Source organism: Chryseolinea soli, from assembly GCF_003589925.1.
In the GTDB taxonomy this organism is placed as follows: Bacteria; Bacteroidota; Bacteroidia; order Cytophagales; family Cyclobacteriaceae; genus Chryseolinea; species Chryseolinea soli.
The window spans coordinates 2,318,005-2,333,061 of record NZ_CP032382.1 but is presented as its reverse complement, the minus strand read 5'-3'; the positions used below and the strand labels follow the sequence as shown (position 1 = coordinate 2,333,061).

The 15,057-nt window shown below is 49.9% G+C and carries 13 protein-coding genes and 1 tRNA gene; 5 read left to right on the top strand and 9 right to left on the bottom strand.

Annotated features, from left to right (window positions below):
- Positions 1–2: 2 nt before the first annotated feature.
- The 4 genes from D4L85_RS10120 to D4L85_RS10105 form a co-directional block, all read right to left on the bottom strand.
- Entirely contained in the window at positions 3–2,354 is a 2,352-nt protein-coding gene (locus D4L85_RS10120) for an ABC transporter permease (protein ID WP_119754206.1), read from the bottom strand.
- A 231-nt stretch (positions 2,355–2,585) separates the two neighbouring features.
- On the bottom strand, positions 2,586–3,425 hold the full coding sequence (locus D4L85_RS10115) for an alpha/beta hydrolase (protein WP_119754205.1): 840 nt from the start codon (positions 3,423–3,425) through the stop codon (positions 2,586–2,588).
- A 251-nt stretch (positions 3,426–3,676) separates the two neighbouring features.
- A complete protein-coding gene (locus D4L85_RS10110; protein ID WP_119754204.1) occupies positions 3,677–4,372 on the bottom strand; it encodes a hypothetical protein in 696 nt (231 codons plus the stop codon).
- A gap of 238 nt (positions 4,373–4,610) precedes the next feature.
- On the bottom strand, positions 4,611–7,124 hold the full coding sequence (locus D4L85_RS10105; protein WP_119754203.1) for a phosphocholine-specific phospholipase C: 2,514 nt from the start codon (positions 7,122–7,124) through the stop codon (positions 4,611–4,613).
- Positions 7,125–7,462: 338 nt separating this feature from the next.
- On the opposite strand from D4L85_RS10105, the gene D4L85_RS10100 reads away from it, so the two are divergent.
- Complete coding sequence (locus tag D4L85_RS10100; protein ID WP_119754202.1) at positions 7,463–8,266, top strand: polysaccharide deacetylase family protein; 804 nt, start codon at positions 7,463–7,465, stop codon at positions 8,264–8,266.
- Between the two features lie 253 nt (positions 8,267–8,519).
- Here D4L85_RS10100 and D4L85_RS10095 read toward each other — a convergent pair whose 3' ends face one another.
- Together D4L85_RS10095 and D4L85_RS10085 are read right to left on the bottom strand one after the other, a co-directional pair.
- Positions 8,520–8,780, bottom strand: a complete 261-nt coding sequence (locus D4L85_RS10095) for a GIY-YIG nuclease family protein (protein WP_119754201.1) — start codon at positions 8,778–8,780, stop codon at positions 8,520–8,522.
- 489 nt (positions 8,781–9,269) lie between these two features.
- Positions 9,270–9,342: transfer RNA gene (locus D4L85_RS10085), tRNA-Met, on the bottom strand.
- 321 nt (positions 9,343–9,663) lie between these two features.
- Between D4L85_RS10085 and era the strand changes: the two genes are divergently transcribed.
- The 4 genes from era (at position 9,664) to D4L85_RS10065 (ending at position 12,751) form a co-directional block, all read left to right on the top strand.
- Positions 9,664–10,479: a GTPase Era gene (era, locus tag D4L85_RS10080; protein WP_335621961.1), complete on the top strand. Its 816-nt coding sequence runs from the start codon at positions 9,664–9,666 to the stop codon at positions 10,477–10,479.
- A gap of 15 nt (positions 10,480–10,494) precedes the next feature.
- Complete coding sequence (der, locus tag D4L85_RS10075; RefSeq protein ID WP_119754198.1) at positions 10,495–11,802, top strand: ribosome biogenesis GTPase Der; 1,308 nt, start codon at positions 10,495–10,497, stop codon at positions 11,800–11,802.
- A gap of 74 nt (positions 11,803–11,876) precedes the next feature.
- Positions 11,877–12,059, top strand: a complete 183-nt coding sequence (locus D4L85_RS10070) for a hypothetical protein (RefSeq protein WP_119754197.1) — start codon at positions 11,877–11,879, stop codon at positions 12,057–12,059.
- A 65-nt stretch (positions 12,060–12,124) separates the two neighbouring features.
- On the top strand, positions 12,125–12,751 hold the full coding sequence (locus D4L85_RS10065) for a SprT family zinc-dependent metalloprotease (protein WP_119754196.1): 627 nt from the start codon (positions 12,125–12,127) through the stop codon (positions 12,749–12,751).
- Here the strand turns inward: D4L85_RS10065 and D4L85_RS10060 are convergent.
- The 3 genes from D4L85_RS10060 to D4L85_RS10050 are packed head-to-tail and all read right to left on the bottom strand — an operon-like array spanning position 12,733 to position 14,947.
- Entirely contained in the window at positions 12,733–13,299 is a 567-nt protein-coding gene (locus D4L85_RS10060) for a hypothetical protein (protein ID WP_119754195.1), read from the bottom strand. The two genes, D4L85_RS10065 and D4L85_RS10060, sit on opposite strands and share 19 nt — an antisense overlap.
- Positions 13,292–14,098 (bottom strand): N-acetylmuramic acid 6-phosphate etherase, encoded by an 807-nt coding sequence (gene murQ / locus D4L85_RS10055; protein WP_119754194.1) that lies wholly within the window; start codon positions 14,096–14,098, stop codon positions 13,292–13,294. The genes D4L85_RS10060 and murQ overlap by 8 nt, the downstream gene beginning before the upstream one ends.
- Before the next feature lie 3 nt (positions 14,099–14,101).
- Positions 14,102–14,947, bottom strand: coding sequence for an N-acetylglucosamine kinase (locus D4L85_RS10050; protein WP_119754193.1), 846 nt, complete (start codon positions 14,945–14,947; stop codon positions 14,102–14,104).
- Positions 14,948–15,057 lie beyond the last annotated feature (110 nt).

The window sequence follows — 15,057 nt, the reverse complement described above, 5'->3', positions numbered from 1 at the left end:
GGCTACTCATTCCGAAGTGCATCCACCGGATTGGCAACTGCCGCCTTCGCCACTTGAAAGACCACGGTTAACAATGCCATACACAACACACAAACGGCGGTGGCAACAAAAAGGCTCCACTTCAATTCGGTGTGATACGCATATCCTTCCAGCAATTGCTGCATCAGCCAGTACGCAATCGGACAACCAATCACGGAGGCCACGACGCTGAGTTTAACAAAGTCGACGGTCATCATCGATACAATGCCGGTGACAGAGGCGCCCAGCACTTTGCGGATGCTGATCTCTTTCTTCTTCCGCTCGGCCGTAAAGGCTGCCAGACCCAACAGGCCAAGGCCTGAAATGATGATGGCCATCACGGTGAACCCCAGGGCGAGAGAGCCTGTCACCTTTTCATTGTTGTATAGTTTTTCAAAATCATCGTCCAGAAACGAGTAGGTGAAGGGAAACTGCGCGTCGTATTTCTTATAAATGCTTTCCAGTTTTTTCACGACCGGCTGGAGCTGGGCGGGATCAAATCGAACGAAGACCTGATTTCCCCAGAAGCTGTTGCACATAAAAACAATCGGATCAATGTCCTGGTGCAAGGACTGGCTGTGAAAATCCTTCACCACACCAATGATGGTGCCCGGTATCCCCCACTGCACGATCCGCGTTCCTACCGGATCTTTCAGATTCATGATCTCGGCGGCGCGTTCGCTGATCACAAACGTACTGCTGTCGTTGCGAGCTTTATTAAAGAACCGGCCTTCCACCAATTTCAAATCCATCGTCTCGAGAAAATCATAGTCGACGACCACCGTCCTGAAAAACACATTGCTGTTCGCGGGCTTGCCGGGCCATTCTACCGATCCGTTTTGATTGTTAACCTGTACGAGACTATTGTCGGCACGCGAAACCAGTTTAACGCCCGGATATTCCAGTGCCTCATTTTTGAAAGCATCAAATTTTTTACCCATCTCGCCCCGCATGTTGAAGGTCAACACGGCCTTGCGGTTATAGCCCAGGTCTTTATTTCGGATGAAGTCGATCTGTGAATAGATGACGAGCGAGCTGGCAATCAATATCACCGTCAACGCAAACTGAAAGACCACAAGGCCTCTCCGGAGCGCCGATCCGCTCACCTGTTGCCGCGATGAATTCTTCAACACATTGGCGGGTTGATGCGACGACAAGAAAAATGCCGGGTAACTTCCCGCCAGCAACCCCGTGACGATCACGATGAGCAACAAGCTGACCAGGAAAATCGGGTCCATAAAATCAATCTCGATTTGTTTGTTCACCAGCAAATTGAAGAGCGGCAACATGAGGGTCACAAAAACCAAGGCCAACACGGTTGCGATCAGGCTGATGGAGGTGGACTCGGAGATAAATTGAAACACCAGCGACGACCGGGGTGCGCCTACCACTTTCCGAACACCTACCTCCTTGGCGCGCGTCGCGGCTTTGGCCGTGGCCATGTTCATGAAATTGATACAAGCAATGACCAGGATGAAAATCGCAACGATCGAAAAGATCTTAACGTATTTTATCCGGCCGCCCACCGGCTTCCCATCTTGATATTGACTGTTGAGATAATAGTCCGAGAACGGCTGCATATAATACGACACGCCCGCTTCTTCACTTGCTTTTTTCGCACTCGCATTGATCTTCGCCAAAGCATCGTCCGCCTGGGAAGGATCATGGAGCTTCACGTAGGTAGGGTGATCAAAGTCGCCCCAGTTAAAACCTTCACCCCGGTCCTTCTTGTAAATTTCAAAGGGCAGGATGCAGTCAAATTGAAGCGACGATTTTGTTCCCGCGTCTTCGAACACGGCGCCGATCACCAGGTCAAGTTTGTGGTTCACACTCACGGTCTTGCCCAGAGGACTGTCCTGGCCAAACAGTTTCGTTGCCAGCTTTTGCGAGATGGAGATCGTGGAAATATCCGAGGAGTCGGTATTGGGCCTCCCTTGCTTTATGGCAAAGCTGAACAGGTTGAAGAAATTCGCGTCAGCATAGTAGCCCGTTTCCATAAAGCTCTTGTCGCCGTACTGGAACAGCACCGAGCCGGTGCCCATGGTGCGGACAACCGTCTGCACCTCCGGTATATTCTGCTTGATGTTCTCCGCCAGCGGCCCGGGTGTGGCAACCCAGGTTAAGATCTCACCCTTGTTAAACTCCAGGTTGGCAAGCACCTGAAAGATCTTTTCGCCATCGCGATGAAACTTGTCTTTACTCCATTCATCACGGACCCACAGGTAGATAAACAACGTACACACCAATCCGGCGGCAAGCCCGAGAACATTGATCAGAGAATAGAGCCGCTGCCGCATGAAATTACGAAAGGCCACGGCGAGAAAATTCCTTAGCATAGGGGAAGCGTTAAACGGGACTAAATTAAATATTATTTTGATCAACAGGCTGTCCGTTTTGGGACATTTTTATAGGCCCGTGGACTTCATCCATCTCAAACATGCCGAAAAATAAGGGATGGATAGCTCGCCATAGATTTTAGCCATAGGGTGATTTGCCTCTCATACATTCCTGCTGAAAAAAAAGGAGCCGTTAAGCCCCTTGTTTTCAGATATCGCACAGATGACGAGTCAGGCCCTTTGATTCAGCCAATCCAAGATGTCGCCCATCACCACCTCTTTATCCAGGTCATTCAGCATGTCGTGATAATGTCCTTCGTAAATTTTTAATGTTTTATCCGTCGAGCTCGCTTGCTTGTAGAAGAACTCGCTTCCACTGGGTCTGGTGGCTTTGTCTTCGGAACCATGAATAATAAATAACGGAATCTGAATGGTGGAAAATTCTTTTTTCAGACGTTCATCCGCCACCGCCAACTGTTGTACCGTTCGTGTGGGTTGCACTTCGTGTGCAATCAACGGATCGTTGTTCATGGCTTCTACTACGGCTGCATCGCGCGAGAAGTCTTCGTTCTTTAATTTCAGCACATGGGCATGTGGTGCCAGATGACTCAGGCCTTTCAATACCGCAATAGCAAAATCGGGCGCCGGCACCTGGTAGGCAAAACTTTCACAAATGAATCCGTTGACACGGTCCTGGTGCGCCAACATATAAAGGCAAGAGAGTACGCCACCGGCGCTGTGTCCCAATACGAAAACGGGCAAGTCCGGCTGCGCCGCTTTGACGACCGAAACCAGTTGATCTACATCGTCCACAAATTCGTTCATGTCGGCAATGTAAAAACGCTCTCCATCCGAGTTGCCCCGCCCACGCAAATCCAGCGCATACGTTTCATAGCCGCTGTCGACCAATTGGTCGGCCGTCCATTGGTAGTATCCACTGTGTGAATTGAATCCGTGTACAATGACCACGACAGCTTTGGGGCTGCCGGCAGATTTCCAATGGCGATAGAATACTTTCTGTCCGTTGCTTACATCGAAGGTGGCCGTGAGGGGCTGTGTGAGGGTTTCCATAGATTTTGTGGGTTTAGGGAAATTTAGTTGTTTTTCAGCTGCCCTACGTCTCCGCCAGAAGAACTTTCCTGCCGTCCATTTTAATTCTTTGTTATGATTTCGTTTGCAGAGAGACGTTCGGTCAGCCGTTCGCAAATTTTTAAAGACGGAAATTCCTTGCACGCAGATGATCAGATCGGTCCACGCGCAGCGTTCGGTCATTTCAAAAACGGTATGCTACTCAAGTGGCGCAAGTCGCCGTAGGGCCAGGGTCACTTATTCAACTTGTACATTATCCCCAGCCTGATCGTATAGGCGCTCTCAAAGAAGATATTGCTGTGCTCGGTGGTCTCTTGTTGTCGCAAGGGGATATTGGGATTCTTTATTCGGGTTTTCTCGCCCCTCAGATCATAAATCTTCAAGGGCACATTCAAATCCAAACGGAAGCGTGGACTGAGCTTGTACGTTACTCTTGGGATTGCATTCACCGCGAAACCATACAATTTATTCGACAGATGATAAGCATTTTCAATGTTGGGAATATACTCAACGTGCACATAGTAAGGATTTATACCCAATCCCAGGTTAAAACCAAATCGCTTGACTTTGTTTGTCAATGTCTTACTTAATTCGTAGCGCAGTGAATATGAAGTAGCTTCACCATCAAGCCATTCCGCTTCCCGGAATTTGTAATTCATTGGAAATTGAATGTTGTCGAGCGATTTCGACAGTTCTGGAATCATCAATTCAATTTCATGCGTGTAGCCCTTTTTCGTTTCCATATCCAACGCCAGGCTGAATCTGCTGAAATTGACATTGTCAACTTTCGTCCTCCTATTGAGCCCACTATTATAGTATTGGGTTTCAAAAAAGTCCGTATTTTGATAGATCTTAATCCCGAAGTTCTTTTGTCCGAAGGAACAAACTACGCCCGACAGGGCGAGTCCTAACAATATTATTCTTTTCATCTCAACTATCTGTACTTAACGCCAACGATATATACCGGACTTATGTCCGGCATATACTTTTGGTCGCTTAAAGATACCTACACATTTCAAGTATCAAATAGATTTTAAAAATGAATACCTGGTTGCGGCTCACTTTTTTGTCCGTTTTGAAAACTGAAATACTTCAAGCATCTCATTTACAGAGTCAAACGCATGTCGCTTGTCAGCTCACCTTATCGAGAGAAAATTATGACCCGTGTCACGCTCCTTGCTTATTCATCGCTGGATCGGACTTGCTTTCTTTGCCGGTCTCCACTCGTCCTGCCAGGCGCACTTCGAAATCAGTTGCTGTGATGCGGACCGACGTGTCGTACCAGCCAAAGCTCTTGGTCAGATCACCTTTGAATGTATAGGCAGCATTCTTGGCAATCTCCTTCTTCAGGCTCTTCTGACCGTAAGCCTCGTCAACGACCTCGACCGTCACGGATTTTGCCTGTCGGTTGTTTACGGTGAGCAGCAAATTGCCGGTGAGATTTTTTCCAGTTCCTTTTTCATAGGGGGCCTCCACCGTTACCTGATCGCCGGCTCCCAGGCTGCCGCTGAACTCGCGCATAAATCCATTCGGGCCATCTACGCGGAAATGATAGCGTCCATTGGGGAAAGCATCGAGAGACCATTCGTCCGTAACCGATTCGCCGGGCGCGACGGCATACGACCGTGTGGCCCACTCGTTAGCAAAAGCATACACGATGAACGGCGCCCCGGAAGATCTTTCCCCAAACACACCCTTACCCGCGTTAAATACAAACCGAAAAGATTTTTGGTCTGCACTCACCCCGCCCGTCACATAAAGTTCATAGGGAAGTGCATTCGATTTTCGCATACCGCTCTCCTGCACCGGCATCGCCGCGGGAAATGTACCGGACGCCAGGGCCCGTTCAATCTCATTCGTCGTCACCGGCGGCGGCATCACTGGAACATCTTTGAACTGCGCCTTGTGAATGGATTCATAGAACGGCTTCTTCTCCACAAAATCAGGCAGCGCAACAGGCTCGCCGTTGTAAGGAGCAAAGACGGAAGTAAGATCGCCACACACGGCGCGGCGCCAGGAGCTGATGTTTGATTCTTCGATCCGCTTACCTGTTTTTTTTGTGAGAAACTTTTCAAGAAACATGAGGATGGAAGTATGATCGCATACCTGCGAATTCACGGCACCACCCCGACTCCAAGGGGAAGCAATAACCAATGGAACGCGGTACCCGAGACCGACAGCACTTCCGCGCGCCTGGTTGGCGGGCTTGCGTTTCAGATCCATGTCGAGCGACAAATGCTCCATCGCCGTGTCGATCGATGCGGATACTTTACCGGTCGAGGGTTGGCCCGGCACCGGCGGAACAAAAGGTGGTACGTGATCGAAGTAGCCGTCGTTCTCATCGTAGCAAAGAATGAAGATGGTCTTTTTCCACACCTCCGGATTCTTCGTAAGAATGTCGATCGATTCGGACAAATACCAGGCACCGTACCAGGGCGACCCCGGGTGATCCGAAAAATTAGAAGGCGCCACCAGCCACGACACGGCGGGGAGCTTGCCTTCGTTCACGTCCTTGCGGAATTGAAAAAGCACATCGCCCTTGGGAACTTTCATTTCGCGCGTTGTGCCGTTGTCGTTGTAGGTGACGGTTTCCAACGTATGATAATCAGGATCGTTGATATTGGTGGTGAAAGCCTTGTGGTGGATATCCTTCTCGTGCTGTGACAGCTTGTTCCAGTTATCCATCGTATAGACGGTCACATCCTGGCGTGAGATCTCAAGTTCTTCTTCACCCCGCTCGAGACTTCGCTTCAATTTTGTATGATCATCAGTTCCTGCGGTAAGGGTCGCCAGCTTCGCTTTTCCTTTTGCAATTTCAGACTTCAGCCACTCTATCTTTTTCGGGAGGTATTTGATATACGCGGGGTGAAATTTGACATGGAACTGCGAGAACCATTCAATAGGATTGTCCGTAAAATTAGACAGCCAGTCATCCTCGTCACCCTCAAAACCCACCCCAACGCTCAGCTCATTCTGATAGATCTTCCAGGAGACGCCGTTTTCCTCCAACCGTTCGGGAAAAGTTTTCCACTGGGCTTCGGCGTCGTAGTCGGTTTCCTCGTTCCGGATGCGGGCAGGCTTCATTGCATCTTCGTGGACTTTGCCCGTCCACAGGTGAAGCCGGTTTGGCGTGGTGCCGGTCAGCGACGAACAGAAATTCTGATCGCAAACCGTGAAGGCATCCGCCAGTGAATAATAAAAAGGAATGTCTTCACGGCTATAGAACCCAAGTGTGAGCGGCATCTGTCGATATTCCGGGTGACCTGACTTTTTCGCTTTCAGCCATTGGTCGCAGGCTCCACCATTGCGCACGTCAACTTGATCGGTCCAGCCGTGCGGCAGCGAACCCATCCACGTGGCCTTCGTCTCTTTGATGTTGAGACGGAACGGAACATAGGTTTCATTTTTTTCATTGGTCTGCATCCAGACCGGCTTTTTGTCGGGAAGCGTCACAAAGCGGGGATCATTAAATCCCCGCACTCCGCTGAGGGAGCCATAGCAATGATCAAACGATCGGTTCTCCTGCATCAGAATGACAACGTGTTCGGCGTCCAGATAGGTTGTGCCCACGGCGGGGTCGATGGCAAATGCGCGCGCCACGGATGCGGGGATACTACTGTACACGCCTCCCATACCCGAGAGCAGCGCCGCCTTCTTCAAAAAGTCTCTTCTTGATTCCATGCTGTGATTGATGTTTTTATTTTATAATGTTTACTCTGTATATACAATGTTTACTATATATAATCTTTCCAAATGTAGTGGATTCGTTTCGCCCGTTATCTTATGATTATGTTATCTGCTTAAGCCTGCGGTAATGATAGCGCGCACAGGACGCATTGCACTACCGAGGCCACATACGTTTTCAGGCATTAAGAATGGTGACCGCTGATCCCATTCCGTGGTTATCCAAAAACAAACCGCTGAACAGATGGCAAATGAGTTGGCTTTTTTAAAAACAGAATTAATAATTCATTCATTTAAACTAAATTAAATGACCCAATCATCAAATCATCTGAAACATGAAGCGCATATCTTTTTATCTGTTCGTCCTATCTATGACCACCTTGTGTTCTGCGCTGCATGCCCAGCAACCGGCTTCTTTCTCATGGCCTTCCGGGAAGGAAGTAGCCATCAGTCTAACCTTCGACGACGCACGTGCAAGCCAGGTGGAAAAAGGAACTGCACTGCTCGATGAATACGGGGTGAAAGCAACGTTCTATGTTTTGCCCGGGCCGGTGAAGGAGCAACTGACGGGATGGAAAAAGGCTGTGGCCAGCGGGCATGAAATCGGGAATCACTCTTTAAATCATCCGTGCTCAGGAAATTTTCCCTGGGCGCGTCAGAAAGCATTGGAAGAATTTTCCGTGGCGGACATTCGAAAAGAGCTGACCGAGTCAAATAAACAAATCGAATCGATGTTAGGTGTGAAGCCCCTGGTCTTTGCTTATCCCTGTGGACAGAAATTTGTTGGTCGTGGATTGAATACAAAGAGTTACGTGCCCGTCGTAGCCGAGTTATTCATCTCGGGACGTGGGTGGCGCGATGAGGGACCAAATGATCCCACGTTTTGCGACATGGCACAAATCACCGGCATGGAGCTCGACGGAAAGACCTTTGAGTCGATTTTGCCGCTCATTGAAAGCGCTCGAAAAAATCACCAATGGATTGTGTTCGCAGGGCATGAGATGAATGATTCGGGAGAACAGACCACGCGCTTGGAAACCCTTAGGAAGCTTATGGAATATGCGCAAGATCCTGCTAATGGTGTTTGGGTGGCGCCTGTGGGTAGTGTGGTGAAGTATATTAAGGAGCGGAAGCCGTGAATGCCAAAATGGTCAGTCCACTTGTGTGTGATTATTCTCCACAATGGTCAATTAAATACTGGCGTAATCGGCCACCCCAAAAAAGAAACGAAGACGTAATTATTGCTTGACCTGTCTTCAGTTCAGCTCCGTTTACAGCTCAAAAATTTCAGACAACAAAAACTGCCAGAAGAACCAATAGAGACATATTGTAAGGGAGGATCAGGACTCCAACTTGTGTCCGCCTAAGCGGATATGAGCCCATCGAGCTGATTCATTTAGTCACCGGTTGTAAAATTCCCTTCCTAATGAAGAGTCTGCCCTTCCCGGTCTTTAATTCTCGCTCACGCTTCATAGCATCCGCCTTCAAAGCAAAGATTTCGCAATGAACAAGAATCCACGGCCGAAACTTTATCGTCCAGCCCTTGGTGGCCAATTCATTGTGCGACTTTAGTCTGGCTTCCAGATCGGAAGTAAATCCAATATAAATCTTGTTCAATCTGACTGAATGGAGGACATAAACATAAAATGACATATGACGGATCGTTAAATGACAACGGTGAATGGAGAGGGCAGGGCCTTTCGGACAATGTGAGGCTCTACAACTTAATAAATCTGCGATCCAATTAAAACATGGAAAAGAGAAGGGCATCTTAACCTATAGTAGCGGGGACAGGACTCAAACCTGTGTCCGCCTAGGCGGATATGAGCCCAACGAGCCACAACCGTATGTAAACCAAATTCGCTATAAAAAGAAAAAGGCGATCATTGATCGCCTTTACTCTAAGTAGCGGGGACAGGAGTCGAACCTGTGTCCGCCTAGGCGGATATGAGCCCAACGAGCTATCCAAACCAAATTCATTATAAAAGAAAAAGGCGATCAAAATGATCGCCTTTACTTTCTAGTAGCGGGGACAGGACTCGAACCTGTGTCCGCCTAGGCGGATATGAGCCCAACGAGCTATCCAAACCAAATTCATTATAAAAGAAAAAGGCGATCAAAATGATCGCCTTTACTTTCTAGTAGCGGGGACAGGACTCGAACCTGTGACCTTTGGGTTATGAGCCCAACGAGCTACCAACTGCTCCACCCCGCGATATGTCTTTTGTTCTTTCGAACTTTGTCTCTTCTCTAAACTCTCGAACCTGTGTCCGCTTTAGCGGATATGAGCCCAACGAGCTACCAACTGCTCCACCCGCGATATGTCTTTTCCGAAGTCCGACCGACTTCCAGGTATTTATCTCAACTTTTTTACCCGATTTAAAGTTTCCGCACGCGGTTATTTAAAGGGTTCGCAAAAGTAGGTCGCGCACATTTAAAAAACAAGTTACCTTTGCAAATCATTATGGCGGAAACAGGTTTTAAGTCGGGTTTTGTGAGCATCGTGGGGAAACCCAATGTGGGTAAATCATCGCTTATGAATAAGCTGATGGGCGAAAACCTGTCGATTATCACGGCGAAGGCACAAACCACTCGCCATCGCATCATGGGCATTCTCAATGGCGACGGCTACCAGGTGGTGTATTCGGATACGCCCGGGATACTGGAGCCCAAATATTCTTTGCACGAAGCGATGATGAGCTATGTGAAAGTTTCGCTGGAAGACGCCGACGTGATATTATTGGTGGTTTCGCTGGAAGACAAGTTTGAACCGGAGTTGTTCGAGCGCTTTCTCAAGATCACGACGCCTATCCTGTTGGTCATGAATAAGATTGACAGGGCCAAAGGGTCACAGGTGCTGGATAAGAGCGCCTATTGGAAACAGACCTTGCCCAACGTCCGGGAAGTGTTGCCGGTGTCGGCCATGACGGGTGAGAATGTGGACCAGTTGCTGCCCAAGTTGCTGTCGTTCATGCCGGAGCACCCAGCCTTCTTTCCGCAGGATGAGTATACCGACCGCAGCGAGCGGTTCTTTGCTTCGGAAATTATTCGCGAGAAGATCTTCCTCAACTACGAGCAGGAGATTCCCTATAGCACCGAGGTGTCGATCATGTCTTTTAAAGAAGAGCCCGACATCATTCGCATCAGCGCCGTCATTTATGTGGAGCGCATGTCGCAGAAGGGCATCCTGATCGGCAAGGGTGCGAGCCTGATCAAAAAGGTGGGCATCGAGGCGCGGTTGGCCATGGAGCAGTTCTTTCGCAAAAAAATATTTCTGGAAACACACGTGAAGGTGGCCGACAACTGGCGCAAGCAGGCTTTTAAGCTGAAACAGTTCGGATACCTGGAGTGATCATAATTTAGTAAGATGTCAAACATTGTAGCAATAGTAGGTAGGCCTAACGTGGGCAAGTCCACACTCTTCAACCGGTTGGTGGAAAAGCGCCAGGCCATCATGGACAACATGGCGGGCGTTACGCGCGATCGTCACTACGGGTATGCCGAGTGGATCGGCAAGTTCTTTACCGTGATCGATACGGGCGGGTACGTCACCGGCTCGGAAGATAAGTTCGAGTCACAGATCCGCAAGCAAGTGAAGCTGGCCATCGATGAGGCCACGGCCATCATCTTCATGGTCGACGTTCGGGATGGCATCACGGGGTTCGACAAGGAGTTTGCCAACATCCTGCGCGCCTCCAAGAAGCCCGTGTTCGTGGCGGCCAACAAGACCGACACGCCCGACAAATCCATGTTGGCTGCCGAGTTCTATGAGCTGAGCCTTGGCGAGATCTACCCCATCTCCTCGGAGAACGGTAGCGGTACGGGCGAACTGCTGGACGAAGTGGTGAAAACGTTCGTCTCCGAAGGCGTGGAAGATCCCGACGAAGGCATTCCCAAGATCACCATCGTGGGGCGGCCCAACGTGGGCAAGTCTTCGTTCCTCAATGCCTTGTTGGGCACGGAGCGCAGCATTGTTACCGATGAAGCGGGCACTACACGCGATGCTATTCACTCATACTATAAGATGTATGGCAAAAACTTTATCCTGATCGACACTGCCGGGGTTCGGAAGAAAGGGAAAGTGAAGGAGGATATTGAATTCTATTCGGTGCTGCGTTCACTGCGGGCGTTGGAAGACAGCGATGTGGTGATCATTGTGATCGATGCTGAGCGAGGATTGGAAGCACAGGATGTGAACCTGATCAGCCTCGCCGAACGGCAGGGCAAGGGCATGGTGATCATGGTGAACAAGTGGGACCTGATCGAGAAAGACTCGAAGACATCGGATAAGTTCAAGAAGGAGATTGAAGAGCGGATTGCCCCCATCGACTACCTTCCCATCATTTTTGCGTCGGTTTTGACCAAACAGCGCATTTTCCAGGTGATCGAGAAAACGGTACAAGTTTTTGAAAATAAGACCAAAAAAATACCCACTTCGAAGCTAAATGATGCCATTTTGCCCGAAATCGAGCGTCAGCCACCCCCCTCCATTAAGGGGAAGCATATCAACATAAAATACATAACCCAGGTAAACGCCCGGTTTCCATCGTTTGTTTTCTTCTGTAACCTGCCCCAGTACATTCAGCCTTCGTATGAGCGTTTCCTCGAAAATAAGATGCGTGCTCAGTTCGATTTTGAGGGTGTACCCATACGGTTAATCTTTAGAAAAAAATAAATTTTATTACCCCCTGGGCCCCGTGTGGGCGATAACTGTTATATTTGCGGTGAATTTTTTAAAACCTGTAAACTATGAAAAAATTGATCGCATTTGTAGCCGTATGTGGCTTCGCTTTGGCTTTCGCTGCTTGTGGCAAGAAAGCTGAAACTGCTACTACCGACGTAGATTCTGCTGCTGTTGAAGCTGCTGCTCCCGCAGCTGTTGATTCTGCTGCTGCTGACACTACCAAAACTGACACTACGAAAGTTCAGTAATCAATCCTTAAGATTGAGACGAAAAGGCTTTAGGTTTCTAAAGCCTTTTTTATTTTACAGCCTCTATGACGGCCGACAAGGTTTTCGCTATCCTGCAAACGCATGTTCCACCCTCTGCGGTAGAATACTGTTTCAACTTGTGGAAGCAAAGCCCGTTCGAACTCAAGATCACCAGGAGCCGTCAGACAAAAGTGGGCGACTTCACCAGCAAGCACACCAAGGCCCACCCCCGCATCACGCTGAACAACGATCTCAATCCCTACCTCTTCCTGTTGACCTATGTGCACGAAGTAGCCCACCTCCGGGTGTACCTCGCCCATGGGGCTAGGGTTGACCCTCACGGTGAGAAATGGAAGACCACTTTCACCGATTTGACGGTTCCTTTACTCTGGGAAAGTGTTTTTCCTGAGGAAATCTTACATGAACTGCGCCGTCACATGATCAATCCCAAGGCCAGTTCCTTTGCCGACACCGACCTGACGGCCGCCTTCCGTAAATTTGATAAAAATGCCCAATCCATGGCCGTGCTTTCCGACATCCCGGAAGGCAGCATTTTCCAATTGCAGGGTAAGTTTTTTATCAAGGGCAAGCTTCGCCGCACCCGTGTCCTTTGTAAGGAATTGAAGTCTAAACGCGATTACCTGGTGCCGGTAGATGCGCTGGTCACCAACGTTCAGTTGAGCCTTCTCTGAACAAGGCTGTTCACCAAATCAAAAAAATTCAACGGTTGCAACGTGCGCCACTGCGGGATCTGCAGGGTGCCCCCCATGTTGATGTAGCTATCGAGGTGGTATTTCTTGAATTCTTCCAAGATGAAGTCAGGAAACGAAACGGCAGCGATCCAGCCGTCGCCTACTTCCTCGAACCATTCTTCGTAATAGCTGTCGTCGGAGCCGTGGAAGTTGAAGATGTTTTCGCCGATGAGGATGAATTTGTTGATGCCTTCGTTGATCATGACTTCGAGCAGGTTTCGCTTGAGCGTCATGATGTCGTTGTGAAGGGTGTCGTTCCATTCGCCGATGAATTCGATCACGGCAAATCCCTGGAGGTAGTCGGCGTAGAGAATTTTTACATAGAGCGTCTCCGACCCGATGGAATCCCAGGCGGGGTCGATGTAGTAGCCATAGATGGTTTCGGAGTAGACGTCGTGGTTATATTGCTTGCCGTGGAAGGGCGAGCGCTCGTCGTCGGCGGGGTCGTAGTATTTCAGCCAGTTGTAGTAAGGTTCGATGTCATGCATGGCGACGGCTGTCTACAGCCTTCCTCACAGAACCGTGTTGATGCAACAATTGTTCGGCCTCGGCATAGGGAATTTTCAGTTCGTCCATCACCATTTTCACGCCGCGATCCACGAGCTTTTCGTTGGTCAGTTGCATGTCCACCATTTTGTTGCCCCGGACGTGGCCCAGTTTGATCATGACCGTGGTAGACACCATGTTGAGCGTGAGCTTTTGGGCGGTGCCGGCCTTCATGCGGGTGCTGCCGGTAACAAATTCAGGGCCGGTGATCACCTCCACGGGGAAGTCGGCCTGCGCAGCCACGGCGGAGTTGCTATTACATACAATGCAGCCGGTGGCCACCCCGTTGGCCCGGGCGTCTTTCAGACCGCCGATCACATAGGGCGTGCGGCCGGAGGCGGCGATGCCGATGAGTACGTCTTGCTGATTGATGGAATATTCTTCCAGGTCTTTCCACGCCTGCGTGGGATTGTCTTCGGCTTTTTCTACGGCTTTGCGTATGGCACCGTCGCCACCGGCGATGATGCCGATCACGCGGCCGTGGGGCACTCCATACGTAGGCGGTATTTCCGAAGCATCGACCACCCCAAGCCGGCCACTGGTGCCGGCGCCAATATAGAACAGCCGGCCGCCGTGCTGCATGCGGTCGACAATGACATTGACCAGGGCTTCGATCTGGGGGATCGCCTTTTCGATGGCCTGGGGCACGCTCTTGTCTTCGCGGTTGATGTTGGCCAGCAGGTCGTGCACGCTCATGTGCTCGAGGTGGTCGTAGTGCGATGCGCCCTCGGTGGTAGCCATGGCCTAGTTCAGGTCTTTCTTGTGGAACAGGGTGAGGCCTGCAATGGGGCCTTCCAGGATATTCTTCACGGTGATGCCTTTGTCGTTGGCCACCTGGCGGAGAATGTCGCTGAAGTAGAACGAAATGGAGCCGGTGAAGTGCACCTTCAGTTTTTGATAGTTCTCGTACTTCATCACGTTGTTCTCATAGAACTCCGAGAAGCTGTTATAGACGAGCTCGTAGCAATAGGGTTCTTTGAGGTGTTGGAAAATAAATTTGGCGAAGCTTGCCAGGAAAGCGCTGGGGCGCTCTTGCTGGTAGACTTTCTCCAAAAACTCTTCGCGGGTGAGGGGGAAGCGCTCGTGAAATTGTTTGCGCAATCCTTCGGGCATCATTTCGCGCAGGTAGTCTACCAAAAACTTCCGGCCGATATTGGCGCCGGAGCCTTCATCGGCAAGTATCCATCCCAAGTTAGCGACGTTGCCCACAATGTTCTGGCCGTCATACAAACAGGAGTTGGAGCCGGTGCCCATGATGCAGGCGATGCCGGGCTCGTGGCCGCACAAGGCGCGCGCCGCGGCCAACAAATCCCAACCGATCTCGATGTGGGCCTCGGGGAAAAATTCCAGGAAAGCACTCTTGATGGTGAGCTGATTTTTCATAGACGACACGCCGGCGCCATAGAAAAATATTTTCGTCACGGGATGTTTGATGCGGGGCAGCAACACCTCATGCACGTTTTTCTTCAAGTCTTCGATGGGTTGATAATAGGGGTTGAAGCCCGGCGTGCCGGCCTGATCGATGGTGCCATCGGCTTCCAGGAGCCTCCAGTCGGTCTTGGAGCCTCCGCTATCTGCTATAAGAATCATTTGCTAAAGGTAAGTGTATTTCGTGGGACTGAGTTAGACTACATCGTTATCGTAAAATCAACGCAAAGCTAAAATTTGTATTTAACAGAAAAAACAGAAGTGGACAATGT

Coding starts and splice junctions, on each gene's coding strand:
- D4L85_RS10120 (WP_119754206.1), bottom strand. CDS start 2,354: ATGCTAAGGAATTTTCTCGCCGTGGCCTTTCGTAATTTCATGCGGCAG.
- D4L85_RS10115 (WP_119754205.1), bottom strand. CDS start 3,425: ATGGAAACCCTCACACAGCCCCTCACGGCCACCTTCGATGTAAGCAAC.
- D4L85_RS10110 (WP_119754204.1), bottom strand. CDS start 4,372: ATGAAAAGAATAATATTGTTAGGACTCGCCCTGTCGGGCGTAGTTTGT.
- D4L85_RS10105 (WP_119754203.1), bottom strand. CDS start 7,124: ATGGAATCAAGAAGAGACTTTTTGAAGAAGGCGGCGCTGCTCTCGGGT.
- D4L85_RS10100 (WP_119754202.1), top strand. CDS start 7,463: ATGAAGCGCATATCTTTTTATCTGTTCGTCCTATCTATGACCACCTTG.
- D4L85_RS10095 (WP_119754201.1), bottom strand. CDS start 8,780: ATGTCATTTTATGTTTATGTCCTCCATTCAGTCAGATTGAACAAGATT.
- era (WP_335621961.1), top strand. CDS start 9,664: ATGAATAAGCTGATGGGCGAAAACCTGTCGATTATCACGGCGAAGGCA.
- der (WP_119754198.1), top strand. CDS start 10,495: ATGTCAAACATTGTAGCAATAGTAGGTAGGCCTAACGTGGGCAAGTCC.
- D4L85_RS10070 (WP_119754197.1), top strand. CDS start 11,877: ATGAAAAAATTGATCGCATTTGTAGCCGTATGTGGCTTCGCTTTGGCT.
- D4L85_RS10065 (WP_119754196.1), top strand. CDS start 12,125: ATGACGGCCGACAAGGTTTTCGCTATCCTGCAAACGCATGTTCCACCC.
- D4L85_RS10060 (WP_119754195.1), bottom strand. CDS start 13,299: ATGCATGACATCGAACCTTACTACAACTGGCTGAAATACTACGACCCC.
- murQ (WP_119754194.1), bottom strand. CDS start 14,098: ATGGCTACCACCGAGGGCGCATCGCACTACGACCACCTCGAGCACATG.
- D4L85_RS10050 (WP_119754193.1), bottom strand. CDS start 14,947: ATGATTCTTATAGCAGATAGCGGAGGCTCCAAGACCGACTGGAGGCTC.